Origin of the sequence: Serratia proteamaculans (assembly GCF_008830365.1) — a bacterium.
In the GTDB taxonomy this organism is placed as follows: Bacteria; Pseudomonadota; Gammaproteobacteria; order Enterobacterales; family Enterobacteriaceae; genus Serratia; species Serratia proteamaculans.
Genome location: NZ_WBKI01000001.1, coordinates 1,774,277 through 1,798,092 on the forward strand (window position 1 = coordinate 1,774,277; position 23,816 = coordinate 1,798,092).

At 54.4% G+C, this 23,816-nt stretch carries 24 protein-coding genes and 1 tRNA gene; 7 read left to right on the forward strand and 18 right to left on the reverse strand.

Going from position 1 to position 23,816, the window contains the following annotated elements; all coding sequences use genetic code 11:
- Window positions 1-3: 3 nt before the first annotated feature.
- Both aroC and prmB read right to left on the reverse strand, forming a co-directional pair.
- Window positions 4-1,089 (reverse strand): chorismate synthase, encoded by a 1,086-nt coding sequence (gene aroC, locus F8R23_RS08345; RefSeq protein WP_012146087.1) that lies wholly within the window; start codon window positions 1,087-1,089, stop codon window positions 4-6.
- 62 nt (window positions 1,090-1,151) lie between these two features.
- Complete coding sequence (gene prmB / locus F8R23_RS08350; RefSeq protein WP_129936590.1) at window positions 1,152-2,084, reverse strand: 50S ribosomal protein L3 N(5)-glutamine methyltransferase; 933 nt, start codon at window positions 2,082-2,084, stop codon at window positions 1,152-1,154.
- A 170-nt stretch (window positions 2,085-2,254) separates the two neighbouring features.
- On the opposite strand from prmB, the gene smrB reads away from it, so the two are divergent.
- Window positions 2,255-2,785, forward strand: coding sequence for an endonuclease SmrB (smrB, locus tag F8R23_RS08355; protein WP_099065657.1), 531 nt, complete (start codon window positions 2,255-2,257; stop codon window positions 2,783-2,785).
- 64 nt (window positions 2,786-2,849) lie between these two features.
- Here smrB and sixA read toward each other — a convergent pair whose 3' ends face one another.
- From sixA to F8R23_RS08375, 4 genes are all read right to left on the reverse strand, one after another.
- The gene (gene sixA / locus F8R23_RS08360) at window positions 2,850-3,332 is read right to left on the reverse strand and encodes a phosphohistidine phosphatase SixA (protein ID WP_099065656.1); all 483 of its coding nucleotides are present in this window, start codon (window positions 3,330-3,332) and stop codon (window positions 2,850-2,852) included.
- Window positions 3,333-3,738: 406 nt separating this feature from the next.
- Complete coding sequence (gene fadJ, locus F8R23_RS08365) at window positions 3,739-5,904, reverse strand: fatty acid oxidation complex subunit alpha FadJ (RefSeq protein ID WP_129939173.1); 2,166 nt, start codon at window positions 5,902-5,904, stop codon at window positions 3,739-3,741.
- Window positions 5,904-7,214 (reverse strand): acetyl-CoA C-acyltransferase FadI, encoded by a 1,311-nt coding sequence (fadI, locus tag F8R23_RS08370; protein WP_112348797.1) that lies wholly within the window; start codon window positions 7,212-7,214, stop codon window positions 5,904-5,906. Before fadI ends, fadJ begins: the two co-directional genes overlap by 1 nt.
- Window positions 7,215-7,407: 193 nt before the next feature.
- Entirely contained in the window at window positions 7,408-7,704 is a 297-nt protein-coding gene (locus F8R23_RS08375; RefSeq protein WP_151415474.1) for a YfcZ/YiiS family protein, read from the reverse strand.
- A gap of 407 nt (window positions 7,705-8,111) precedes the next feature.
- On the opposite strand from F8R23_RS08375, the gene fadL reads away from it, so the two are divergent.
- Window positions 8,112-9,389, forward strand: coding sequence for a long-chain fatty acid transporter FadL (gene fadL, locus F8R23_RS08380; RefSeq protein WP_129936592.1), 1,278 nt, complete (start codon window positions 8,112-8,114; stop codon window positions 9,387-9,389).
- Window positions 9,390-9,503: 114 nt separating this feature from the next.
- On the opposite strand, the gene mlaA is transcribed toward fadL, so the two are convergent.
- The 10 genes from mlaA to ccmA form a co-directional block, all read right to left on the reverse strand.
- Window positions 9,504-10,262, reverse strand: a complete 759-nt coding sequence (mlaA, locus tag F8R23_RS08385) for a phospholipid-binding lipoprotein MlaA (RefSeq protein WP_129936593.1) — start codon at window positions 10,260-10,262, stop codon at window positions 9,504-9,506.
- A 34-nt stretch (window positions 10,263-10,296) separates the two neighbouring features.
- On the reverse strand, window positions 10,297-11,508 hold the full coding sequence (gene ccmI / locus F8R23_RS08390; protein ID WP_112348794.1) for a c-type cytochrome biogenesis protein CcmI: 1,212 nt from the start codon (window positions 11,506-11,508) through the stop codon (window positions 10,297-10,299).
- Window positions 11,508-11,981 carry a cytochrome c-type biogenesis protein gene (locus F8R23_RS08395; RefSeq protein ID WP_129936594.1) on the reverse strand — a complete coding sequence of 158 codons (474 nt, stop codon included), beginning with the start codon at window positions 11,979-11,981 and terminating at the stop codon, window positions 11,508-11,510. Before F8R23_RS08395 ends, ccmI begins: the two co-directional genes overlap by 1 nt.
- Window positions 11,978-12,529 carry a DsbE family thiol:disulfide interchange protein gene (locus tag F8R23_RS08400; protein WP_151415475.1) on the reverse strand — a complete coding sequence of 184 codons (552 nt, stop codon included), beginning with the start codon at window positions 12,527-12,529 and terminating at the stop codon, window positions 11,978-11,980. The genes F8R23_RS08395 and F8R23_RS08400 overlap by 4 nt, the downstream gene beginning before the upstream one ends.
- Window positions 12,526-14,496 (reverse strand): heme lyase CcmF/NrfE family subunit, encoded by a 1,971-nt coding sequence (locus tag F8R23_RS08405; protein ID WP_129936596.1) that lies wholly within the window; start codon window positions 14,494-14,496, stop codon window positions 12,526-12,528. Before F8R23_RS08405 ends, F8R23_RS08400 begins: the two co-directional genes overlap by 4 nt.
- Complete coding sequence (ccmE, locus tag F8R23_RS08410; protein ID WP_012146100.1) at window positions 14,493-14,987, reverse strand: cytochrome c maturation protein CcmE; 495 nt, start codon at window positions 14,985-14,987, stop codon at window positions 14,493-14,495. Before ccmE ends, F8R23_RS08405 begins: the two co-directional genes overlap by 4 nt.
- The gene (gene ccmD, locus F8R23_RS08415; RefSeq protein WP_112348790.1) at window positions 14,984-15,220 is read right to left on the reverse strand and encodes a heme exporter protein CcmD; all 237 of its coding nucleotides are present in this window, start codon (window positions 15,218-15,220) and stop codon (window positions 14,984-14,986) included. Before ccmD ends, ccmE begins: the two co-directional genes overlap by 4 nt.
- Window positions 15,217-15,954 carry a heme ABC transporter permease gene (locus F8R23_RS08420; RefSeq protein WP_012146102.1) on the reverse strand — a complete coding sequence of 246 codons (738 nt, stop codon included), beginning with the start codon at window positions 15,952-15,954 and terminating at the stop codon, window positions 15,217-15,219. The genes ccmD and F8R23_RS08420 overlap by 4 nt, the downstream gene beginning before the upstream one ends.
- 117 nt (window positions 15,955-16,071) lie before the next feature.
- The gene (ccmB, locus tag F8R23_RS08425; RefSeq protein WP_129936597.1) at window positions 16,072-16,731 is read right to left on the reverse strand and encodes a heme exporter protein CcmB; all 660 of its coding nucleotides are present in this window, start codon (window positions 16,729-16,731) and stop codon (window positions 16,072-16,074) included.
- A complete protein-coding gene (gene ccmA, locus F8R23_RS08430) occupies window positions 16,731-17,363 on the reverse strand; it encodes a cytochrome c biogenesis heme-transporting ATPase CcmA (protein ID WP_129939174.1) in 633 nt (210 codons plus the stop codon). Before ccmA ends, ccmB begins: the two co-directional genes overlap by 1 nt.
- 253 nt (window positions 17,364-17,616) lie before the next feature.
- Between ccmA and F8R23_RS08435 the strand changes: the two genes are divergently transcribed.
- The 4 genes from F8R23_RS08435 (at window position 17,617) to dsdC (ending at window position 20,601) form a co-directional block, all read left to right on the forward strand.
- A complete protein-coding gene (locus F8R23_RS08435) occupies window positions 17,617-18,546 on the forward strand; it encodes a formate/nitrite transporter family protein (protein WP_112348787.1) in 930 nt (309 codons plus the stop codon).
- 130 nt (window positions 18,547-18,676) lie between these two features.
- Window positions 18,677-18,751: transfer RNA gene (locus F8R23_RS08440), tRNA-Arg, on the forward strand.
- Window positions 18,752-18,920: 169 nt separating this feature from the next.
- Window positions 18,921-19,460: a DUF2058 domain-containing protein gene (locus tag F8R23_RS08445; RefSeq protein WP_129936599.1), complete on the forward strand. Its 540-nt coding sequence runs from the start codon at window positions 18,921-18,923 to the stop codon at window positions 19,458-19,460.
- A 211-nt stretch (window positions 19,461-19,671) separates the two neighbouring features.
- On the forward strand, window positions 19,672-20,601 hold the full coding sequence (gene dsdC, locus F8R23_RS08450) for a DNA-binding transcriptional regulator DsdC (protein ID WP_151415476.1): 930 nt from the start codon (window positions 19,672-19,674) through the stop codon (window positions 20,599-20,601).
- Window positions 20,602-20,924: 323 nt separating this feature from the next.
- Here dsdC and F8R23_RS08460 read toward each other — a convergent pair whose 3' ends face one another.
- Window positions 20,925-21,848, reverse strand: a complete 924-nt coding sequence (locus tag F8R23_RS08460; protein ID WP_129939177.1) for a DMT family transporter — start codon at window positions 21,846-21,848, stop codon at window positions 20,925-20,927.
- 90 nt (window positions 21,849-21,938) lie between these two features.
- Window positions 21,939-22,229, reverse strand: coding sequence for a hypothetical protein (locus tag F8R23_RS08465; RefSeq protein WP_129936603.1), 291 nt, complete (start codon window positions 22,227-22,229; stop codon window positions 21,939-21,941).
- 422 nt (window positions 22,230-22,651) lie between these two features.
- Here F8R23_RS08465 and F8R23_RS08470 point away from each other — a divergent pair, with 422 nt between their 5' ends.
- Complete coding sequence (locus tag F8R23_RS08470) at window positions 22,652-23,803, forward strand: porin (RefSeq protein WP_151415477.1); 1,152 nt, start codon at window positions 22,652-22,654, stop codon at window positions 23,801-23,803.
- The last annotated feature ends 13 nt before the right edge of the window (window positions 23,804-23,816 follow it).

Below are 23,816 nucleotides of genomic sequence, written 5' to 3' on the forward strand. Positions count from 1 at the left end.
TGATTACCAGCGTGGAACGTTAGAAACCACATCACCGTTCTGCGCACGTTGGCGCAACAGGTGATCCATCAGCACAATCGCCATCATCGCTTCGGCGATCGGTACCGCACGGATGCCTACGCAAGGGTCGTGACGGCCACGGGTGACCATTTCTACCGCTTCGCCCTGGCGATTAATGGTTCTGCCCGGCACCATAATGCTGGAAGTCGGTTTCAGCGCCAGATGCGCAATCACCGCCTGGCCGCTACTGATGCCGCCAAGAATGCCGCCTGCATGGTTACTCTGGAAACCTTCCGGGGTGATTTCATCACGGTTTTCGCTGCCGCGCTTGGTCACAACGCTAAAGCCGTCGCCAATTTCCACGCCTTTAACCGCATTGATGCTCATCAACGCATGCGCCAAATCCGCGTCGAGGCGGTCAAACACCGGTTCACCGAGGCCAACCGGCACGTTTTCTGCCACTACGCTGACCTTGGCGCCAATGGAGTCGCCCTCTTTCTTCAGCGCACGCATCAGTTCGTCCAAGGCTTCCAGCTTGTCCGGATCCGGACAAAAGAACGGGTTCTGTTCGACCTGCTCCCAGTCTTTCAGCTCACATACCACATCACCGATTTGCGCCAGATAACCGCGCACCTGTACGCCAAATTTCTGCTGCAGATATTTCTTGGCGATTGCCCCTGCCGCAACGCGCATTGCGGTTTCACGCGCCGAAGAACGGCCACCGCCACGGTAGTCGCGCACGCCGTATTTTTGTTCGTAGGTATAATCGGCATGTCCCGGACGGAACACGTCTTTGATCGCACCGTAGTCCTGCGAGCGCTGGTCGGTGTTTTCGATTATCAGCCCAATGCTGGTGCCGGTGGTCACGCCTTCAAACACGCCGGAAAGAATACGCACCTGATCCGGCTCGCGGCGTTGAGTGGTATAACGCGAGGTGCCCGGACGGCGGCGGTCCAGATCGTGCTGCAAATCAGCTTCGGTAAGCGGAATGCCCGGCGGCACGCCGTCTACGATACATCCCAGCGCCACACCGTGAGATTCACCAAAAGTGGTGACGCGGAAAATCTGCCCAATACTGTTTCCTGCCATCGCGGATCCTTACCCTTAATTATTATCTTTGTTCGGCCCGCCAAAGCAGGCCCGAAGAATGCTTAGCTGCGGTAGAGGCTGAAATGATCCTTGCAATCTACCAGTTGCTGTTTGGTCAGCATGAACACCCCGTCACCGCCGTTTTCAAACTCCAGCCAGTTGAACGGAATATCCGGATACTGTTCCATCAGATGTACCATGCTGTTACCCACTTCACAAATCAGCACGCCGTCGTCGCTCAGGTAATCCGGCGCACAGGCCATAATGCGACGCACCAGCTTCAGGCCATCGCTGCCCGCCGCCAGGCCCAGCTCAGGTTCAAAGCGGAATTCCTGCGGCAGATCGGACATGTCTTCTGCATCAACATACGGTGGGTTGGTGACAATCAGATCGTACTGGATCGCGGGAACGTCGCGGAACAGATCGGAACGGATCGGGGTCACTTGCTGTTCAACACCCAGCGCCTGAATATTGCGCTCGGTCACTGCCAGCACGTCGGCGGAGATGTCTACCGCGTCCACTTCTGCTTCCGGGAAAGCGTAGCCGCAGGCAATAGCGATACAGCCGCTGCCGGTACACATGTCGAGAATATGGCTCGGCGGATGAGGGATCAGCGCGCTGAAGCGATCGTTGATCAGTTCGCCAATTGGGGAACGTGGAACCAGCACGCGCTCATCGACATAAAACTCCAGGTCGCAGAACCAGGCTTTGTTGGTCAGGTAGGCTACCGGAATACGCTCGTTGACGCGGCGGATCACGCGTTCAACGATGCGGTGGCGCTCGCTGGAGGTCAAACGTGCAGTGTGCATGTCCTCTGGAATATCCAGCGGCAGGAACAGGCTTGGCAGCACCAATTGCACCGCTTCGTCCCACGGATTATCGGTTCCGTGACCATAGTAGATATCGGCGGCGTTAAAACGGCTTACTGTCCAACGCAGCATATCTTGAATGGTGTGCAGTTCATTCACTGCTTCCTCGACGAAAATTTTGTCCAATTTGCCCTCCGGCAGGCACTGTGATTCATGATTTAGCCGCATAGTTTGCCATGAAGCCCGCGACAAATCACGCTAACCCCTTGCGCTTTTCATTTTGGCGCGAATTTTGCGTCGACAGATACCCGCGACACGGTAAACTACCGCGATAAATGATTTCCGGTGAATAAAAAATGAAGAACAAGCACCCTCTGAGCAAAGATGAATTGCAGCTCTTCAGAGAGTCGGTAGTAGACGCAAAAAAGCTGCGTCAGGACACCATTGTCCACCGTAAACCCAAGCCAAAAACCAAACAAATTGCTCCGCAGCGCCTGCTGCAGGAGCAAGTCGACGCCAGTTATTATTTCTCGGATGAATACCAACCGCAGTTGGAAGAGGAAGGGCCGACGCGCTATGTGCGCCCCGGTTACAGCGCCTTTGAGCTGAAAAAACTGCGTCGCGGCGACTATTCGCCAGAACTGTTTCTCGATTTGCACGGCCTGACCCAAATGCAGGCCAAGCAGGAGTTGGGCGCATTGATCGCCGCTTGTCGACGCGAACATGTGCACTGCGCCTGTGTAATGCACGGCCACGGCAAGCACATCCTTAAACAGCAAACCCCACTGTGGTTGGCACAGCACCCCGACGTACTGGTATTCCATCAGGCGCCCAAAGAATGGGGCGGCACGGCGGCGATCCTGCTGCTGGTCGAACTGGCCGAGTAAACTGCAGAAATGACAAAGGGCGATGTTAAACATCGCCCTTTTGTTTGGAACCGGCCTGCGGTCCCTACACTTTAGCCATCACCTGTGACGGACTGACCTGCCATTCAAATTTACCGCAACTGCCGTCAGCCGCCAGATCGACATTGGCGATCGCCGAGGTGGCAAACATCGGCGGACATTCACCCGGGCAAAGTTCTGCCACCAGGTAACCCACCAGCGGTAAGTGGGAGACAATCAGCACCGAGGTAATCCCCTGCTGCGCCAGCACCTGCAGATAACTGCCCACCAGGCTGGCATCCCCGCCCGGCGTCAGCTCAGGCAGCACTTCTTCGCTTGCCGGCAAGCTTAAGGCTTCGCGCACCGTGGCCAGCGTCTGCTCGGCCCGCAGGTAAGGACTGACCAGCACTCGTTCAATATCCACAGACTTGGTGTTTAACCAGGCCGCCATCTGACGTGACTCATCACGGCCACAAACAGTAAGAGGTCTTACCGAATCGCTGGCCGCATCAAGTGCCGCCTCTCCGTGACGCATAATCAAAACTTGCATATTGCACCGCTGTTGTTGACAAAATAACGCTATACAGAAACGCCGAGCGTGCTGTATCGCCGAGTTTTACAACCCCAAAGCAAAAGCTTTGAAACGATAACGCGCCGTCTCTTTATGGCGGCCGGGCATTTTGCCTGAAAGTTCACGTAAAGAAAACGCTGTTTTTTACATCAATGACGTCTTGATACCCATTAGACGCTCACTTAACAACCAATTCAACAGGTTAAATTTTAACCTTTTCATCATGAATTTTATTGATGGCGGCCAGGATTTCACCGCCATCGGGTTACGTTACCTCGTCCCTATCTCCCTGTATAGGGTCCGGGATTACCGGTGTTGCAAGGAGTGATAACGATCACAATGCACCCTTGATCCTACTCTAGTACAAATCACGTCACCGTGCCGCTCACGCCCCCTGCGGGTAGAAGCGCTCACCCTGCTGAGCCATGTGCTGCAAGCGTTCACAGGGCGCAAAATATTCCCCGTGCTGTCGCTGCAGGTGCTCCAGCGTTTTAACCACCTTATCGGCACCCAGTTGATCCATATAACGGAATGGCCCACCGAGGAACGGTGGAAAGCCAATGCCGAATACCGCGCCAATGTCGCCGTCACGCGCACTGCGGATCACACCCTCATCCAGGCAGCGCGCCGCTTCGTTCAGCATCATCATCACGCAACGCTGTGCGATAACCGCCGGCTGCAAATGCGACTTCGGTGTAATACCCAACAGAATATACAGCGAGGTATCGGCACGTTTGTTCCGCTGCCGCTGCTGGCCTTCGCTCGGATACAGATAGAAGCCACGGCCGTTTTTGCGCCCTTTTCGCCCGTCTTTCAGGACCGCATCGAAAGCCGCCGGGGCGGCAAAGCGCGGCCCCAACTGTTCCACCAGCACCGGGATAATCTTGGTACCGACGTCAATGCCCACTTCATCGAGCAGGGTTATCGGCCCCACCGGGAAACCGAAGTCGACCAGCGCCTTGTCCAGCGCTTCGATAGGCTCGCCTTCCAACAGGCAGCGCGCCGCTTCATTTATATAAGGAGCCAAAATGCGGTTCACGTAAAAACCGGCGCGATCGGCCACCACAATCGCCGTCTTGCCCTGCTTGTGCGCCAACGCCACGGTGGTGGCTATGGTTTCTTCACTGGTCGTGGCATGCGGGATCACCTCAACCAACGGCATTTTATCTACCGGGCTGAAATAATGCAGGCCGATCACCTGCTCCGGCCGCTGCGCCCTGGCGGCGATCTGGCCAATTGGCAACGATGAGGTATTGGAGGCAAAAATGGTGTGCGGCGCAGCGTGCTGTTCGATCTCAGCCACCATCTGCTGCTTCAGGGACAAGTCTTCAAACACCGCCTCAATCACCACATCCACCTGTTCAAAGCCGGTGTAATCGGTCGAGCCGGAGATCAGCATCATCTGCTTTTGCCGCTCCATCGGGCGCATGCGTTTGCTGCGAACCCGTTTGCTGAGCACATCCCAGCTGTATTTCAACGCGTGGTTAATGCCCGTTTCGTTAACGTCTTTAATTCGTACCGGCAGGCCGCCACGCGTGGCGGTGACGCACGCGATACCCCCGCCCATCAGGCCGCCACCCAAAATACCGATACGGTGCAACTCATGGGGTTGAGCGTTGCCACCGCGCTCTTTCTTCAGCGCAGTGGAGGCGAAGAACAGGCTGCGTAACGCCGCCGACTGTGGCGTCATGGCCAGTTCGCCAAAGGCGCGGGCCTCGGCTTCATAACCGCTGGCACTGCCGTGATCCAGGCCGGTGCGCACCACCTGGATAATGCGTTCCGCCGCAGGGTAGTTACCGTGGGTTTTTTCCCGCGTTTTCTTGCGCACAATGCTGAACAGCAGGCTTTTCCCCAGCGGGCCGTTGAGCAGACGCTCCTGCCATGGCAGTTCACGTCGGCTCTGCCAGCCCTGTTTGACTCGCTCGATAGCAGCCTGCAACAAGATAGACTGAGGCACCGCATCGTCCACCAGACCCATACGCAGTGCCTGACGCGCCCGAATATGTTTGCCGGTCAGGATCATGTCCAGCGCCTTGCTGGCACCAATCAGCCGTGGCAAACGCTGGGTGCCGCCGGAACCCGGCAGCAAACCCAACTGAACTTCCGGCAGGCCAAGGGCGGTTTTATCATCCAGTGAACAGACGCGACCGTGGCAGGCCAAAGCCAACTCCAGCCCGCCGCCAAGACAGGCACCGTGAATAGCCGCTACTACCGGAACCTGGAACGCGGCAATCTGAGCCAGGGTGCTCTGCCCTTTTTTCGCCAGCACCTCGGCTTCTTTGGCGGTGCTACAGGCGGCAATCATGGTGATGTCCGCACCGGCAATAAATGAGTCCGGCTTACCGGAAATGATCACCAGCCCTTCCAGGGCCGGGTGCTGTTGCGCGCGGATCAGTACGTCGTTGACCTGCTCGACAAACTCGGCCTTCAGCGTATTCACCTTGTCACCCGGAACATCAATGGTGATCACACCAATGTTGTCCGGACGTATCGTCAGTTGAAAGGCTGAGGGTTTGGCTCGCTGTTCGTGCAATGCATTTTCAAAACTCATTATTCCACCTCTACGATCATTGCGGCCCCTAACCCCCCGGCGGCGCAGGCGGTGGTCAACCCCAGTCCGCCGCCACGGCGTTTCAGCTCGTGCAGCGTTTGGGTGATCATACGCGCACCGGTAGCGGCAAACGGGTGGCCGTAGGCAATCGAGCCGCCCAATACGTTGAATTTATCCATGTCTACCACGCCAATGGCCCGGCTGCGACCCAATTTTTGCTGAGCGAACTCGTCGCTGGCAAACATCTTCAGGTTAGCCAGGGTTTGTGCGGCAAAGGCTTCGTGCATGTCGATCAGTGTCAGGTCGGCCAGACCTATGCCGGCGCGATCCAATGCCAACGGCGTGGCATAAGACGGCCCGAGCAGCATGTCTTCCCACACGTCGATGGCGGAGAAGGCAAAGCTGCGCAGGTAGCCCAGTGGCTTCAGGCCCAATTCTTTCGCTCGCGATTCACTCATCATCAGTACCGCTGCCGCACCGTCGGTCAACGGCGTGCTGTTGGCGGCAGTAACGCTGCCATGCTTGCGGTCAAATGCCGGTTTCAGCTTCGCGTAGGAAGCCAGGCTGGAGTCTTTGCGGACGTTATTGTCTTCGGTGATTTGCGTGCGGTATGGCGGCACGTAGGCGGTCATCACCTCATCGTGCAACAGCCCCTGTTCCCAGGCTTTAGCCGCCAACTGATGAGAACGGTGCGCCAGCGCATCCTGCTCTTCCCGGGTGATGCCGTGGCTTTTCGCCATTTGCTCGGCAGTATCACCCATACGCAGGCCGGTAGAGTATTCCGCCACCGCAGGGGGGACCGGCATCAGATCACGGAACTTCAGTCGGCTGAACAGCTTGAGGCGCTGCGACAGAGTGCGGGCCTTGTTAACGTCCACCAATGTACGCGCCAGCGCCTTGCTGACGCCAATAGGCAGTACGGAGGAAGAGTCAGCGCCACCGGCAATGCCGATACTGATGCTGCCGGCCATAATGCTTTCCGCCACGTTGGCAATCGCCTGGAAGCTGGTCGCACAGGCACGCGACACGCTGTAGGCATCGGTATGCACACTCATGCCGGTGCCGAGCACGATTTCACGCGCGATATTCGGTGCTTCAGGCATTTGCACCACCTGGCCGAACACCAGTTGTTCAATCAATGCAGGATCGATACCGCTGCGGGCCAATAATTCACTCACCGCCGTTTTACCCAAATCCACCGCCGGAATACCGTGATAAGCGGTCGCCTGTTTGGCAAAGGGGGTGCGCAGTCCATTTACAATCGCAATACGGTCACCGTGACGGGTCACCAACGGCAGTGCCTTACTCATAAACGCTCCTGAAGAGAATAACGTCAGCGCAACGGCTAAAAAGAGGTCTGACCTGATGGGGTCATTGTTAACCAAATGTTTATATTTGGCAAACCGGCAGAAGTGAAAACTGAGAGCAGGAGCAACTTTCTAAGGGGGGATAATCGGGGTAGTCAGCGGCGCGGGTGAACCCCGCACCGTTTTAAAGCAGCAATTAACGCAGGCCGAGCTGGAAAATAAAGGTTTCTGCCTGGCAGGCAAAGGTGAAATCAGCCACCAGTTCCACACCACCGTCAACCGGTTTAATGCTACTGCTGATGTCGCAAGGGTCGGATTCCACACTACGGGCTTTTTCAGTCAATACCGCCAGCATTTTCTCTGCATCTTGCTGATTAGCAAACACCTGGCTGTAAGAGGCGGTGCAATCGGTATTGTCCATGACGGTACCGACATCAACACAGCAACAAGCGGCAGTTTCCTGGGCGCTACATTTATTAAATGCGTTTGACATAATTAATTCTCCTCAGGGATCGCCATGACGCGGATCCGAATTGCCATTTAACTACTGGCGCAAAGACACAAGATTCTGCGTTCATTTTACTCTGCGACGAAACCGATCACTAGCACTTACTTTTTATAGGTGTTTTAAGTGATGGAAATCACAAATGAAAATCGTCATCTGCTAAGAAATGGTAAGAATTTTGTTATCTATCGCTGGTTTTTTGTTAGCCAGATCTCTCTTTTGATATCAATTTGGAAATATTTCAAAAACAATGTTGCAACATTCTCACAGGTCGGACCTATAATTCAGCCACTGGTCTGATTTGTCTGAATGGGATCGGACCCTACAATCGCGCGCTTCCTTGTTACTTTATGTAACATGTTTAAATAATAAACACATAAAATGAGGTTTTGGTCATGAGCCAGAAAAACCTATTTACTAAATCAGCTCTCGCAGCTGCAGTGGCAATTATTTCTTCAAACGTGTCTGCCGCAGGATTCCAGCTGAATGAGTTCTCATCAGCTGGTTTGGGACGTTCGTATTCTGGCGAAGGCGCCATGGCAGACACTGCGGCTTCCGCCAGTCGCAACCCGGCCTTGTTGATGATGTACACTCGCCCAGAGCTGTCTTTCGGCGCGGTGTTTATCGATCCGGACGTGGACATCACCGGCAAGTCACCTTCTGGTGCCAGCCTGGATTCTAAAAATATCGCCCCTACCGCCTGGGTGCCGAACCTGCACTATGTGCAGCCGATTAATGACCAATTTGCCGTGGGTGCCTCTGTCACCAGTAACTACGGCCTGGCTACCGAATTCAACGACGGCTATACCGCTGGCGCTTACGGCGGTAAAACTGACCTTACCACCGTAAACCTCAATCTGAGCGGTGCTTATCGTCTGAACCAAAACTTCAGCTTCGGTCTGGGTTTTGATGCGGTTTATGCTAAAGCCAAACTTGAGCGTTATGCGGGTGAAAGTGGTGCAGCCCTCGGAATGCCGGCTGATACTCAAATCTCTCACCTGAAGGGTGATGAATGGGGCTTTGGCTGGAACGCCGGCCTGCTGTATGAAGTCGACGAAAACAACCGCTATGGCTTAACTTACCGTTCAGAAGTGAAAGTCGACTTCGACGGCGACTATAAAAGCAGCATTCCATCCCGCTTTAACCCGCTGCAGGGAAGAACCGGTCTGCCATGGGGGACCGATGGCAATACCATACCGGGCTCTCTGACCCTGAATCTGCCGGAAATGTGGGAAATCTCAGGCTACAACAAGGTTGCGCCGCAGTGGGCTGTCCACTACAGCTTGGCTTACACCAGTTGGAGTCAGTTCCAGGAGCTGAAAGCTACCGGCAACAACGGTCAAACGCTGTTCGAGAAGCACGAAGGCTTCAAAGACGCTTACCGCATCGCGCTGGGTACCACCTACTTCTACGACGATAACTGGACCTTCCGTACCGGTATCGCCTTCGATGACAGCCCGGTACCGGCTCAAAACCGTTCTATCTCTATCCCGGATCAGGATCGTTTCTGGCTGAGCGCCGGTACCAGCTACGCGTTCAACAAAGACGCTTCGGTTGACGTCGGTATCTCCTACATGCACGGTCAGAAAGTCACCATTAAAGAAGGTCCATACACCTTCGAATCGGTGGGCAAGGCCTGGCTGTACGGTGCCAACTTCAACTACCGCTTCTAATCCTTTCGACGATGAAGCCAAAGCGCCCTGCGGGGCGCTTTTTTATTACCGACGTATTTGCAAGGCAAAAAAAACCCGCCGGATGGCAGGTTCTTTATCTTCGCAAACCGGGACCTATTGCGAGTCGATCTCGTCCAGATCGCCCTGGATCGCCTGGGCGTTCGGGTTAACTTCCGGCTTCAGAGAGCCGCCGTTCGCCAGGAAGTCGTTGCGCTGGAAGTAGGCTTCACGCACCATCAGGTACGGATCGGAAGAGTTGTGCAGCAAGCCGTCGGAATCCAACAGTTCGGCGCGGGTTTCAATCCCCTCAACCACCCATTTGCCCGCCGACATCCAGAAAGTCAGGTAGCTCAGCACCGGGTAAACGGTATCTGCCCAGTCACCGCCCTCTTCACGCAGAGTGAAGCTGCCATAGCCCGGCAACATCACATAAGGGCCATAGCCGACACCATAATGCCCCAGAGTGCTACCGAAACGGTTCGGCTCTTCACGCGCCAGTTTCGGGTTAGCCATGCCAGCCACGTCGATCAGGCCGCCCATACCCAGAAGGGTGTTGAGGAAGAAACGGTTGAAGTGGATCATCCCCTTGTACGGATCGCCCTTCAGGAAGGAGTTGACCATACTGGCCGGTTCTTCCAGGTTGGAAGTGAAGTTGCTGATACCATTACGCGCCGGCATCGGCAGATAGTCACGCCAGGCCACGGCCACCGGGCGCAGTACGTACGGATCCAGGACGTTATAGTTAAAGTTGAACATCGTCCGGTTAAATCCTTCCAGAGGATCGGATCGCCCTTGTGGTTCATCTTGTGGCGCGCTGGCACAGCCCACCAATAACACCGTTGTGAAAGCCAGCCCAGTCAGGCGAAAGTTCATATTCTTCTCCATGAAAACACGTTCGGTCTTTTATTCAGGGGACCTGTTTGTTTATCTGAACGTCAATTTGCTCTTTACCACTGAAATTCTGCAGCGCACTCTCACCGAACCAGTCACCCGCCTGTGGCGTGGCCAGACCATCCTGAGAAATCCGCACCCGCACCTTGACCTGATGCTGAGCCGAAAGCAGGCGCTCAGGCATCATGGCGTTGCTGTCATCCAGGGAGAATGACAGCGGGAAACGGCTCAAGGGCAGTTGTTTTACCGCCACCGGCACCGGATTAGTGCCATCGGTCACAGAGATCACCAGCGTCCCCTGCGGCGGTAAAGCGTTGCTCGCCTGCGGCGATAACGTCACGTTAATACCAAGTTTAACAGTTTCTCCGCCCGCCTGGGATTTTGCTTGTTCAATGCTGCGCTTTAACACCTCGGCGCGCTGATCGTTAGCCGGCAGCAGTTTCAACATCACCTGCCAGGCACCGATCGCCTGCTTGAAATCACCCTGTTCGAAGGAGTTAAATGCCAATAAGCTCAGCACCCGCAGATTGGTATGATCTTCGGCGATCATTTTGCGCAGCATCTGCGTGGCCTGCTTGTTATCCTCTGGATCGTTGGAGCGCGTCAAGACTTCCGCGTAGCCGAGACGAACTTCCAGACTATTCGGGTCCAGTTGATAAGCATGAGCGAATGCCTGAGTCGCGGTGGTGGCGTTATTCAGTGCCATACCTACCCGGCCCAGCATCATCCAGTCATTGATATTACGATCGTCCTGTTGGAGTGAGGTACGCAGGCCCAGGCCGAGACGGGCAATCTCTTCCATACTCAGCGGCTGAGCGCGTTCATTGGCAACCCGCGCACGCAGATCCGGCATTTGAGCTTCTACCTGCTGCCAGTCCAGCACCTGCGCCAGCCCACCGGTTTTCAGATAAAAACCCAGGGTGACCACCACCAATAACGCGACGCCGGGTACCAGCGCCCAACGGTTGATCGGTTTCGCCTGCTCTTCCTGCTGACCGGGAATATCATTCAACAGGTTTTGCTGCAGTTCCTTCACCAACTCCGGACGTTCGGCAACCACCCCCTGCTCTTCGTCCTGCTCCAGCTCGTGCAGACGGTCCTGATAAAACGCCTTGTTCAGCGTATCGCGGCTAGCGGCGGTGCTTTTGTCGCTTTGGCGCATCGCCGGCACCACCAGCAACGCCGCAGCGCCAACCAGCAATACAATAATAATCAGCCAAAAAGCCATTAGGGTTTCTTCCTGTCAGTCTCTTTCAGCAGCGCCGCCAGACGCTGTTGCTCCTGCTCGGAGAATTCATCGTTAGCGTTAGCGGCACTGCTGCGGCGACGGCGGGTACGCAGTATCACTACCGCACCGCCGATCAACACAAACAGCAACGGGCCAACCCACAGGATCAGCGTCGCCGGGGTCACCGGCGGCTCATAGGTGACGAAATTGCCGTAGCGCGCCACCATGTAATCGATGATCTGCGGCTTGCTCTGCCCCTGCATCATCAACTCGTATACCTTGGTACGCATGTCAGCAGCGATGATGGCGTTAGAGTCGGCAATGCTGTTGTTCTGGCATTTCGGGCAGCGCAGTTGCTCGGTCAATTCACGGTATTGCTGTTCCTGCTCCACCGATTTGAACTGATAGGTATCAATAGCCGCAGCGGCGCTCCAGCTCAGCAACGCAGCAAACACCAGGGCAATGAACCTCATACCTCACCCCCGTACTTTTTGTACAGCGGCAAGACTTCCTGCTGCCAGACGCGTTCGTTCATATCCCCGGCGTGGCGGTAACGAATAATGCCTTGCCCGTCGATCAGGAAGGTTTCTGGTGCGCCGTACACGCCCAGATCCAGCCCGAGCATACCGTCGCCGTCGTACAGGCTGAGCGCATAAGGGTTGCCCAGCGAATTCAGCCAGGTCACTGCCTTGCTGCGATCGTCTTTGTAGTTCAGCCCCACTACGCGAATACCGCGCGCAGCCAGCGTATTGAGGTATTGATGTTCGGCGCGACAGGTTGGGCACCAGGTGGCCCAGACATTCAGCAACATCGGCTTGCCATTACGCAGCACCGCCTGATCGTAAGTCTTGCCGGGGCTTTCGAGCGACTCCAGCTTGAAGGCCGGTACCGGTTTGCCGATCAGCGCCGACTCCAGCATGGTCGGATCGTCGCCACCGGCATTGCGCGTCAGTTGCACCATAAACGCCGCCACCAGCAGCAGGAACAGGATTAACGGGATAAACAGCAGCTTACGGTTCATGCCTGCTCCTCCAGCTTGCCTTCACGCTTGAGTTTTTTGCTCATCCGATAGCGCGGATCGAGAATACACAGGATGCCGCCAATCGCCATAAACACGCCACCGAACCAGATCCAGCGTACGAAGGGTTTATAGTACAACCGCACGGCCCAGGAGCCGTCGTCCAGCTCTTCCCCCAGTGCCGCGTAAAGATCACGGCTGAAGCCGCCGTCGATAGCCGCTTCGGTCATCATGCTGCGCGCCACGCTGTAGTAACGTTTTTCCGCGTGCAGCGTCGCTTCCGGCTTACCGTTGCGCGTAACGTCGATGATACCGACACCGCCGGTGTAGTTCGGCCCACGGATATCGTGCACATCACGGAACACAAAGTGATAGTTATGGATATCCACGCTGTCGCCGGCCTTCATGCGCACATCACGTTCCACACTGTAGTTCTGGCTAAAGGCAATACCGATCACCGTCACCGCGACGCCAAGGTGACCCAGCACCATGCCCCAGTGACTGCGGGAAAGATGGCTCAGGCCACGCCAAAAACCGTGGCGATGAGTAGCACGTTCGTGCAGTTCCATCAGCGTCAGGATAATGACCCAGACCGCCATAATCAGCCCCACCACCGTCATACCGGCGATGCTGTCTTGCAGCAGCCACGGCAGCAGGACTGACAGCACCAGCGTAATCACCAGCGCCACGCTCAGACGGCGCCACAGCTTGGTCGGTTCATCACGGCGCCAGCGCACCAACGGGCCGATGCCCATCAGCAAGGCCATCGGGGCCATCAGCCAGGTAAACATGGTATTGAAGAAGGGTTCGCCGATAGAAATACTGCCCAGGCCAAGCTGTTTATGCACCAGCGGCAACAGCGTGCCCAGCAACACCACCAGCGTCGCGGCAATCAACAGTACGTTGTTGCCCAACAGGAAGGTTTCACGCGAGAAGGTTTCATGCTGCACCCGGCTGCGCACCTGGCCGCCTTTGACCGCGTACAGCAGCAAAGAACCGCCGATCACAATCACCAGATAGGCGAGGATGAACATGCCGCGCGCCGGATCGGAGGCAAAGGAGTGTACCGACACCAGCACGCCGGAACGCACCAGGAAGGTGCCCAGCAAACACAGCGAGAAGGCGGTAATCGCCAGCAGCACCGTCCAGGCCTTGAAAGTCCCGCGTTTTTCGGTCACCGCCAGCGAGTGCATCAGCGCCGTACCGGCCAGCCACGGCATAAATGAAGCGTTCTCTACCGGATCCCAGAACCACCAGCCGCCCCAGCCCAGTTCGTAATAAGCCCAGGCAGAGCCCAGCACGATACCCATGGTGAGGAACACCCAGGCTGCGGTGGTCCAGGGACGCGACCAGCGAGCCCAGGCAGTATCGAGCCGGCCGGCCATCAGTGAGGCAATCGCAAAGGCAAAGGCCACCGAGAAACCAACGTACCCCATATACAGCAACGGCGGATGGAAAATCAGGCCGATATCCTGCAGCAGAGGGTTGAGGTCACTGCCGTCGATCGGGAAATTCGGCAAGGTGCGGGTGAACGGGTTGGAGGTCATGATAATGAACAGCAAGAAGCCTGCGGTAATCATGCCCATCACCGACAGCACGCGTGCCACCGCATCCTGTGGCATCGAACGACTGCACAACGCCACCGCCAGCGACCAGCAGCTCAGCAGCAGCACCCACAGCAGCAGCGACCCTTCATGGGCGCCCCAGGTGGCGGCGATGCGGTAATACACCGGCAGTTGCGTATTGGAGTTGGCGGCCACATAGGCCACGGTAAAATCATTGGTGACAAAGGCATACACCAGGCAGATGAATGCCAGCGCAATAGCACCGAACATGCCGTAGGTCAGCGGACGCGCCACCGCCATCATACGGCGATCCTGACGCGCAGCGCCCCACTGCGGGTAAATGCTCAGCAGCAGCGATATCGCCAGCGCCAGGCACAGCAGAAAACTTCCCGTTTCCGGCATCATGATTTGGCACCCTCATTCTGCGGGGTAGCGTAAGCCGAAGCCGGCCCCTTATGGTTTTCTTTCATTGCGTCGGCCACCTCCGGCGGAGTGTATTTTTCATCGTGTTTCGCCAGCACTTCACGCGCATTGACCACATTACCTTCGCCCAATACGCCCTGCGCTACCACGCCCTGCCCCTCACGGAACAAGTCCGGCAAAATACCGGTGTAGGTGACATCGATCGCACCGCGCGCATCGTAGACCTTGAAGCTGACCTGCAGCGTTTTCTGATCGCGTTTTACCGAACCAGGCATCACCATGCCGCCGATACGCAGGCGTTGGCCCACTTCCGGCTTCTCATGATTTTCGCCTTTGCCCTGCAGAATTTCGCTCGGGGTATAAAACAGATCGATGTTGGAGCGCAGCGCATACAGCATCAGGGTCGCGGTAAGCGCAACGCCGATCAGCACTACGATCGCCAGATACAGGCGACTTTTACGACGTGGATTCACAATGATTTCTCCCGCGGGTTAGCGGATTTTTGTTTCGACTGCTGCGACTGACGAATGCGTCGCTCGCGCGCCTGACGGCGGCCGATCTCATCGAGCAATTGCCGACGCTGCCAGAAAGTATGAGCCACCAGGCCCAACAGCGAGAGCAGCGTGACAGCTACCGCCAGCCAGACGTAGAAGGCATAGCCCCCCATGGCGAAAAACCCCTGCCAGGAAGTAAATGCGGCATTCATGGTTGGCGCTCCTTATTGACCAGCCCAGCGACCCATGGGCGCTGACTTTCCTGAGACAAAATCAAATTGCGCAGGCGCATCAAAGTGAGGGTAATAAAGAACAGCAGGTAGCCGAGGATCGCCCAGCGCAGCGGGGTGCGCATACTTGGCGCGATACTCTGTTGCATATTGGTCGATCCCTGATGCAGCGTGTTCCACCATTCGACCGAGAAATGAATAATCGGGATGTTCACCACCCCCACCAGTACCAGAATACCGGCGGCCCGGCCCGCCAGGCGGCGGTCTTCAAAGGCGTTGTACAGCGCAATAATGCCGATATAAAGGAACAGCAACACCAGTTCAGAGGTCAGGCGCGCGTCCCACACCCACCAGGTGCCCCACATCGGCTTGCCCCAGGCGGAACCGGTGACCAGAGCAATAAAGGTAAATACCGCGCCGACCGGCGCCATGGCCGCCACCACCGTATCGGACATTTTCATCTGCCACACCAGACCGATGAATGCCGCTACCGCCATCGAACCGTAAATCCCCATCGACCACATGGCGGCCGGGACATGGATATACATGATACGGAAGCTGTCACCCTGCTGATAATCCTTGGGGGCAAAGCCAAAACCCCATACCCAACCCAGCAGCAGGCAGGCCGCACCGGCCAGCCCCAACCAGGGGATAAAGCGGCCACAGACACGATACAGCCGTTCAGGCTGGGCAAATTGATGTAACCATTTCCACATTGTCGTCATTGCTCACGGTAAATTTATACGGTGGCCGCCCCGTTGACTAAGGCGACGAAAATTACAGTGCGGTGGAACACGCTCTTGATGGCGTTAACCCGCATTTCAATAAGTTAGCTAGTGCACGCTCACACGCAGCGCCGCTGCGGTGGCGAATGGTGCCAGCGTTATGCTGCCCGCCAGCATCGCGCCCAGAATCGCCAGGTAACCGTCTATCGGCATGCCCATAGACGCAGCATCAATGGCGGCGGTGGAAAATATCAGCACCGGTATATACAACGGCAACACCAACAGGCTCAGTAATACCCCCCCCTTGCGCAGCCCGACGGTCAGCGCCACACCAATAGCGCCGATCAGACTCAGTGTCGGTGTCCCCAACAGCAGCGTAAACGCCACCGCCAGCCAGGTATTCATATTCAACGACAGCAGCAACGCCACCAGCGGCGACAGGATTAACAGGGGTAAGCCTGTTACTACCCAGTGAGCACACACTTTGCCTAACACCGTCATTGGCAGCGGCGTCGGCAGCAACAGCAGTTGCTCCAGCGAACCATCCAGAAAATCATCGCGGAACAAACGCTCCAGCGACAACAACGCCGCCAGCAGCGCGGCGACCCAGATAATCCCCGGCGAAATACGCGCCAGTAACTGCGGCTCCGGCCCGATCCCCAGCGGAAACAAGGTGATAACGATAAGGAAGAACCACAGCGGATTAACGATTTCCGACCCTTTGCGAAAGGCAATCTTCAGCTCACGGCGCAATATAATCAAAAACATCAAACACTCTCCACGCGGTTTTCCGTCAGGCTGATTTTCCCTACCGCCTGCGTTACGCCGGCCAAATCCTGATGCGTGGTCAACAATACCATGCCGCCCTGCTGTGCATGTTGCTCAAAAAGGCTAATTAATTCAGCCACGCCCTGCTTGTCGATGGCCGTCAGCGGCTCGTCCAGGATCCACAGCGGGCTGTCACTGAGCCACAAACGCGCCAGTGCTACCCGGCGCTGCTGCCCGGCGGAAAGCTGCGCCACCGGCAAATCCTCGTAGCCCACCAGCCCGACCTGCTCCAGCGCCTGCCAAATGGCTTGACGATCGGGCGTGGTACGTACAGCCTGGTAAAACTGCAGGTTCTCAAAAGGTGTTAACTGGGTTTTAATTCCCGGCTGATGGCCGAGAAACAGCAGATCCTGGTAATAACGTTCGCGATGGCGCAACGTATTTTTCCCGTGCCAACAAACTTCCCCCCCCTCCGGCCGCGCCAGACCGGCCAAAATACGCAACAGGCTGGTTTTGCCCGCGCCGTTCGGCCCTTCCACCTGAATAATATCGCCCGGTTTCACCGTAAAGCTTAACCCGCTAAACAGGGTGCGCTCATCGCGGACGCAACTCAGATTTTTAGCTTCCAGCATCGGGAGAACTCATATTTTTCTTTGGGATAGCGATCATAGCATAAGCCATGCTGCGGCACGTAGCCCGCCGCTGGTCACTCAGCTACTCCAATAGGGGTAATATTGCGCCCCAGATCAATAATGCGAAGAAAAAACCGACGGCGTTAAACTCTTGTTACTTTTTTCTGCAATTTGCGACATGGCTTTCGCCGTGCCGACACGCCAACTATGCTTAATCCGTGACCCAGACAGCAGTTAAAGGAGAGAGCAGATAATGAGCGACCCACAACAGCGCCCTGATACAGATAGCGATGATCATCTGCAGGTGGAGAGCAAGGAGCATGAACAGGGCAAGAGCGAAATCGAGGTAAAGGAACAGAACCTGCCCTCACGCGCGGCGGCGGTGCATGAGCAGATCCGCATGGAGGGTGAGAAAGAGCTGGAACGCGATTGGCTGGCCTTGCTGTGGTCAGCGGTGGCCGCTGGGTTGTCGATGGGTGCTTCACTGATGGCAAAGGGCATTTTTCATGCCCGTTTACCGGACGACCCCAGCCGCTTCTTTATCGAGAATATTGGCTATACCTTTGGCTTTATCATTGTGATTATGGCCCGTCAGCAGCTGTTTACAGAAAATACCGTGACCGCCGTGCTGCCGATCATGCATAAACCGACGCCGAGAAATTTCATCATCTTGTTCCGCCTGTGGGGCGTGGTGCTACTCGGCAACCTGATTGGCACCGGGCTGGTGTCACTGGCGTTTATTCATATGCCGATTTTTGATGAAAACACCCGCAGCGCCTTCGTTAGCCTGTCGGAAGAGGTGATGCAAAACTCACCGTCAGAAATGTTCGCCAACGGTATTATTGCTGGCTGGATCATCGCCACCATGGTGTGGATGTTCCCTTCCGCCGGCGCCGCCAAGATTTGGGTGATCGTCCTGATGACCTATCTGGTGGCGATCTGCGATCTGACCCATATCGTGGTCGGATCGGTCGAGATCCTTTATCTGGTATTTAGCGGTGTGATCCCCTGGCAAGATTTTATCTACCCGTTCGCCATTCCGACGCTGGCCGGCAACATTATCGGCGGCACCTTTATCTTTGCGTTAATCAGCCATGCACAGATCCGCAATGATATGAGTGATAAAAACAAAGCGGCGCGGCTGGAGGCAGAAAAACAGACCGCCAGGGCGAGAAAACCGTGATCGCAGTCAGCGCAACACGCGAAAATCAGCGCATATTGGCGAGGGAATGAGCAAACGCACCGCTAAGCGCTTATTCTGCGGGTAAAAAAAGGTATACTGCCCCGGCAGCCTCAGGTTGCCAGCCCGCAGCGTCCCCGTAGTTAAACGGATATAACAAGCCCCTCCTAAGGGCTAGTTACTGGTTCGATTCCAGTCGGGGACACCATTAAGCTTGTCTATTCAGCACTATCGCCTCCCGAAGCTCCCTTGCCTGACCAGGCCTTAAAACTTCCCGGTTTATCAGGATGATGCATCACCCTGTCTCACAATCTGGCGCAAGGTCGACTATTAAAGGTATAATCTCACACACGATTTAATTGATTTTAGAAACGAACATGACAAAACTCACATTACAAGAGCAGATGCTTAAAGCCGGATTGGTCAACAGTAAGAAACTGGCGAAAGTGCAGAAAACCGCTAAAAAATCGCGAGTTCAGGCTCGTGAGGCCAGAGAGGCGGTGGAAGTCAATAAAAAGGCACAAATTGAACGTGATAAACAGCTTAGTGAGCAACAAAAGCAAGCGGCCTTGTCTAAAGAGTATAAAGCTCAGGTTAAACAGTTAATTGAAATGAACCGGATCGTTATTTCAAAAGGCAATGTTAGCTATAACTTCACAGACAATAATTTAATTAAAAATATCAGTGTGGATAAAGCGACTCAATCCCAGTTAATCAGTGGTCGTCTCGCCATTGCGCGTCTGGTTGCTGATAATGGCCTTGATAACGATTACGCGATTATCCCCGCAATAGTGGCAAATAAAATTGCGCAGCGTGATGCCAGCAGCATTGTAGTCAGTAATGTGCTGAGTCAGGAGGATCAAGACGATGAAGATCCGTATGCCGATTTTGTCGTGCCTGATGATCTAATGTGGTAAGAAATACTTGGGGCAACGGACAATAACCCTTGCCCTCACCTCTCAGTTCCCCCGCCCTAGCCGGTAATAATGCCAAGCTATATTTCCTGACAGTATTCAACCCAGCGTAAACAAATTATTTAAATGCCCCCTCATAAATAAGTGAATTCTCATTTCATATCCATAAATTAAAATGCTAACATTAATAACATGACGCGAATGGAGTAATAGCATGTTCCCCAACAAAAAATATTCACAACGAGCCAATCCGCTAACCAGTTATCAATTTTCACGCTTGCATACTTTTGAATGTGTCGCTCGTCACCTCTCATTTTCATTGGCGGCGGAAGAACTGTCAATTACCCCCAGCGCCGTAAGTCACAGAATTAATTTGCTTGAGAAAGAGTTGGGTTTTCTTTTATTTCAACGTTTTCACCGCAGAATTACGCTAACGCCAGAAGGCGAGCGGATGCAATGGTCGTTAAGTAGCTCCTTCGATGCCCTGACTCAGGAAATTCTTGATATCAGGAACCGTGAATTGACGGGTACCCTGACCATTTACTCCCACCCCTCCATCGTACAGTGTTTGCTGATACCTAGGATCGGTGACTTCATTGCCCAGTATCCCACCGTTCATTTAAACATTCTCACCGGGCAGGAAAACATTAACCTGGCCAACCGGGGCGTTGATTTAGCCCTTTATTTTGGCCGGCTGCCGTCGGGCCAGCAGCTGGATGAAGCCTTTATGTCAGAGTCCATGGTGCCGATCTGCACTGCGCAGTACGCCAAAACACATAACCTCTACAATGCTCCTGAAAATCTGGCGCACAGCACCCTGTTGCATGACAGATATAATTCCGGCGAAGACGAGTGGCAAACCTGGTCACAACATTTTGATTTGGGCCTGGATACCGACAGCAAAAGTATGGAGTTCGATCGTTCTGACCTGGCGGTGCTGGCGGCGACTCAACACCTTGGCGTTGCCATGGGACGGCTTAATCTGGTGCAAGACTGGATCAAAAGCGGCGAACTGATTATCCCATTTCCCCACACGATCCTGCCCTGCGAACACTGTTATTTTGTGTCGACCGTGTCCGAACGTCAGTGGCCGAAGATCATCGCGTTCAAACAGTGGATGATGAAAATAGAGCCTCTGGTCTGATTGCCAGAGGTTTAAAATGATTACCACTTCTTTGGGGTATAAGAAAATTCAAGTGCACAGCTGTACAACCGCCCGGCCTTTGAATAATAAATATGCTTGCGGCCGTTATCCCACACTACTGTAGCGTTATTAGAGAATTTTATTATCTCAACCGGTGTCTGGTTAGATAACCGACCGCGCTTAGTGCTTTTCACCACGAAAAAGTCACCATTATCACTGAGTGTAATCAAAGGATAACCCCAGGCATACTTTGATATTTGCACAGTAATGGTGAATTGACTTTCACAGGTAATTTGATAGGTATTAACATCTACATCCATAGCTTATATTTTAGGTACAATTCCTCTATTGAGATAAAACAAATAAGAACAGCTCACGACAATCAATCCTAAAACGATGAGCACAGAACCCAATATAAACTCAACCTGCAGCGGCTCCCCCAAGATCACCACGCCGGCTAAAATTCCAAAAATGGGCGTCATAAAAGTCAAGATACCCAACGAGGATGCCTGATAATGACGCAGCAAAGAAAACCAGATCAAATAGCTGATAAAAGAGACCACTACCGTTTGGAATATCAGGCTGCTCCAGGCCACAGCACTCAAAGTGAAATGAACGTTCTTTGTGGTTAGCGCCAACAGAGATAGCAGAATGCAGGCACCCGAGAGCTGGAACAACAGGGTCTGTTTTGACGAGCAGTTTGCCAGCCCGGTGGTGCGAATGACGATGGTCGAACCGCCCCAGGACATTCCCGCCAGCAGGCCGTAAATATCACCACGCAGTTGGCTTTCTGCGCCCGAGCTACCACTCATGCCGGATATGGCCAGCACCACGCCGCCGAAGGCGATGGCAATACCGGCCCACTGTATCAACGACAGCCGTTCATGCCGAATAACAAAATGCAGCCCGATGGCGGAGAATAAAGGTGCGGTATACAAAAATACCGCCATGTGCGACGCGCTGGTATAGCGCAAACCTTCGGAGACGAAAAAGAACTCCAACGCGAACAGTCCCCCAACGCACAGGCCTGCTAACAGCGTGGAGCGATCGAAAACGAACTTTTCGCTTCGGTAGCGCGCCAGGAGGTAAACCGCCAGGGCGGCAATGCCCGATCGAATGGCGATTTGCAGTACGGCAGAAATGTCCGGCTCGGCGGCCTTGATCGCCACCTGCTGCAGCCCCCAGATGGCGCATATCATCATCATGGCGGCGGCAGCCCTGCTGTCTATGTTGTTTCTGGCACTCATCACACCACCTCAAGCCGCTTAAATAAAAATACACTCTTCCCTCACCGCTAATAAAAAGGTGATGGATGAATTCGAGGAAAATATTAAAGGCTAGTCTTTATAAACCACTATTTCCTGGTACATCTTAATGACTTCGCTATCACTGTCGACTTCACCGGTATATTCCGTTTGTTGCGCTACATGGGTCACCTTCCAGCCCCGCTTGGCCAATTCAGGGATAGTGACGCGCCCAATATCACGACAGGTAAAGATCGTGTCATCACTCAGTCTAAGATTACCAATACTTGCATAATCATAAGCTTGTGATTGGCAAACGTGCGACTCGGCCGCCATCAACGGCAATGGCAACAGACCGACAATCAACATTAAATACTTTTTCATAACCATCTCCATTATCCTTATTAGCCTTATCCATTTTGCAGATATCACCCTAGTCAATGACGTTATATCCGCTTATTTAAATATCGTTCTGCGCGATGAAATTACACGGCATCTGCCCTTCACTGACAAGTGAAAAATATAAACCTTCGTGTTAGATGAATTCATCCGAGCATCATCGTCACTGTTGTGCCATTAAGTTAAGTTTTTCCATCGCCTGGCGGCATCGCAGCACCGCACTGCTGCCAGTTACAAAAAAAACCAATAATTAGCAGGAAAAGTAACTTTTTGTGACGCACGTTGTGTTACATATGCATTTCGCTTTACCCACGCTAAAAGCAATGAAAACGCTCAGAAAACTTCCTGAGCAAATCACTGATGCCAGAAGGTTCAGTGAGGTTGGCAAGTACACACAGGGATATAAAATGACATACAAATTGCGCGCATTAACTCAGGCAATTGCTCTGGGATTGGTCGTTGGCAGTACCTCTTTCGCTGCTCAGGCTGAAATCACCCTGCTGAAGCAGGATCCACAAGCGGGTGATCCGCTGAGCCGTCTTAACTTTACCGTCGGCGGCAGTATCCGCCCGCAGTTCAACAATATGACCGGCGATGGCGATAAAGGTTCTTACAAACGTAACGGTTTCGACGGCGGCACCCGCTTCCGCTTTGCCGCCGATTACTACCTGTTCGATGACATTAGCTGGATCAGCTACTACGAGTTGGGGGTGAATATCCCTGCGCTGTTCAACTGGGATAGCCACTATGCCGACGGTGCCAACAACACCAGCCGCCGCATGTTGTACACCGGTCTGAAAAGCAAAACCTGGGGACAATTGACCTTTGGTCAGCAGAACAGCGTGTACTACGACGTGGTCGGCGCCAAAACCGATATCTGGGATTACGACATGCTGGCCCAGGCTCCGGGGAACGGTATCAACGGGGATTACGACGGCTCCTACCGTTCACGCAAAATGCTGAAGTACAAAAACACCTTTGGTGATGCTGACGTTTATGCCTCATACCTGTTCAGCGATAACGAGTACCTGCCGGGTAACGGCCTGCGCTACAAGCGCGAGGGAGGGGGTTCACTGGGTGTGGATTACCATCTGACGCCGGACCTGACCTGGGGCACCGCGTGGAACTATACCCGCGCCGAAATGCGTGATCCCTCCAGCAACAGCACAAAAGATTACGACCAAAACATCCTGGGTACCGCGCTGAGCTGGAAACCGGATAACTGGACGCTGACCTTTGGCGGCGGCTGGTACAACAACTTCCTGACCACCAAAAAAACCAACGTTGACGACTACTTCGCCGGTGACGCCTGGGGTATTGAGTATCTGGCCGGTTATACCGTGCCGGTAGGGCAATATGCGGTGAAATCCGTAATGCCGTACTTTATGGGCGACCGTTTGGAGTACGTCAGCGGCCGTGACTATCAACGCATTGATAACGGCCTGGGCGTTACCGTGCAGTTTGATTACGGTTTCCGGGTAGATGTGGAACACGTGCTGACTTCAAGCACTGACAACCTCGGTGATATGACGCTGGTGCGTCTGCGTTACGACTTCTAATCGCTACCGATGT

What these genes read in the sequence shown, in the direction of transcription:
- aroC (WP_012146087.1), bottom strand. Translation starts at nt 1,089, where the DNA reads ATGGCAGGAAACAGTATTGGGCAGATTTTCCGCGTCACCACTTTTGGT.
- smrB (WP_099065657.1), top strand. Translation starts at nt 2,255, where the DNA reads ATGAAGAACAAGCACCCTCTGAGCAAAGATGAATTGCAGCTCTTCAGA.
- sixA (WP_099065656.1), bottom strand. Translation starts at nt 3,332, where the DNA reads ATGCAAGTTTTGATTATGCGTCACGGAGAGGCGGCACTTGATGCGGCC.
- fadJ (WP_129939173.1), bottom strand. Translation starts at nt 5,904, where the DNA reads ATGAGTTTTGAAAATGCATTGCACGAACAGCGAGCCAAACCCTCAGCC.
- fadI (WP_112348797.1), bottom strand. Translation starts at nt 7,214, where the DNA reads ATGAGTAAGGCACTGCCGTTGGTGACCCGTCACGGTGACCGTATTGCG.
- F8R23_RS08375 (WP_151415474.1), bottom strand. Translation starts at nt 7,704, where the DNA reads ATGTCAAACGCATTTAATAAATGTAGCGCCCAGGAAACTGCCGCTTGT.
- fadL (WP_129936592.1), top strand. Translation starts at nt 8,112, where the DNA reads ATGAGCCAGAAAAACCTATTTACTAAATCAGCTCTCGCAGCTGCAGTG.
- mlaA (WP_129936593.1), bottom strand. Translation starts at nt 10,262, where the DNA reads ATGAACTTTCGCCTGACTGGGCTGGCTTTCACAACGGTGTTATTGGTG.
- ccmI (WP_112348794.1), bottom strand. Translation starts at nt 11,508, where the DNA reads ATGGCTTTTTGGCTGATTATTATTGTATTGCTGGTTGGCGCTGCGGCG.
- F8R23_RS08395 (WP_129936594.1), bottom strand. Translation starts at nt 11,981, where the DNA reads ATGAGGTTCATTGCCCTGGTGTTTGCTGCGTTGCTGAGCTGGAGCGCC.
- F8R23_RS08400 (WP_151415475.1), bottom strand. Translation starts at nt 12,529, where the DNA reads ATGAACCGTAAGCTGCTGTTTATCCCGTTAATCCTGTTCCTGCTGCTG.
- F8R23_RS08405 (WP_129936596.1), bottom strand. Translation starts at nt 14,496, where the DNA reads ATGATGCCGGAAACGGGAAGTTTTCTGCTGTGCCTGGCGCTGGCGATA.
- ccmD (WP_112348790.1), bottom strand. Translation starts at nt 15,220, where the DNA reads ATGAATGCCGCATTTACTTCCTGGCAGGGGTTTTTCGCCATGGGGGGC.
- F8R23_RS08420 (WP_012146102.1), bottom strand. Translation starts at nt 15,954, where the DNA reads ATGTGGAAATGGTTACATCAATTTGCCCAGCCTGAACGGCTGTATCGT.
- ccmB (WP_129936597.1), bottom strand. Translation starts at nt 16,731, where the DNA reads ATGTTTTTGATTATATTGCGCCGTGAGCTGAAGATTGCCTTTCGCAAA.
- ccmA (WP_129939174.1), bottom strand. Translation starts at nt 17,363, where the DNA reads ATGCTGGAAGCTAAAAATCTGAGTTGCGTCCGCGATGAGCGCACCCTG.
- F8R23_RS08435 (WP_112348787.1), top strand. Translation starts at nt 17,617, where the DNA reads ATGAGCGACCCACAACAGCGCCCTGATACAGATAGCGATGATCATCTG.
- F8R23_RS08445 (WP_129936599.1), top strand. Translation starts at nt 18,921, where the DNA reads ATGACAAAACTCACATTACAAGAGCAGATGCTTAAAGCCGGATTGGTC.
- dsdC (WP_151415476.1), top strand. Translation starts at nt 19,672, where the DNA reads ATGTTCCCCAACAAAAAATATTCACAACGAGCCAATCCGCTAACCAGT.
- F8R23_RS08460 (WP_129939177.1), bottom strand. Translation starts at nt 21,848, where the DNA reads ATGAGTGCCAGAAACAACATAGACAGCAGGGCTGCCGCCGCCATGATG.
- F8R23_RS08465 (WP_129936603.1), bottom strand. Translation starts at nt 22,229, where the DNA reads ATGAAAAAGTATTTAATGTTGATTGTCGGTCTGTTGCCATTGCCGTTG.
- F8R23_RS08470 (WP_151415477.1), top strand. Translation starts at nt 22,652, where the DNA reads ATGACATACAAATTGCGCGCATTAACTCAGGCAATTGCTCTGGGATTG.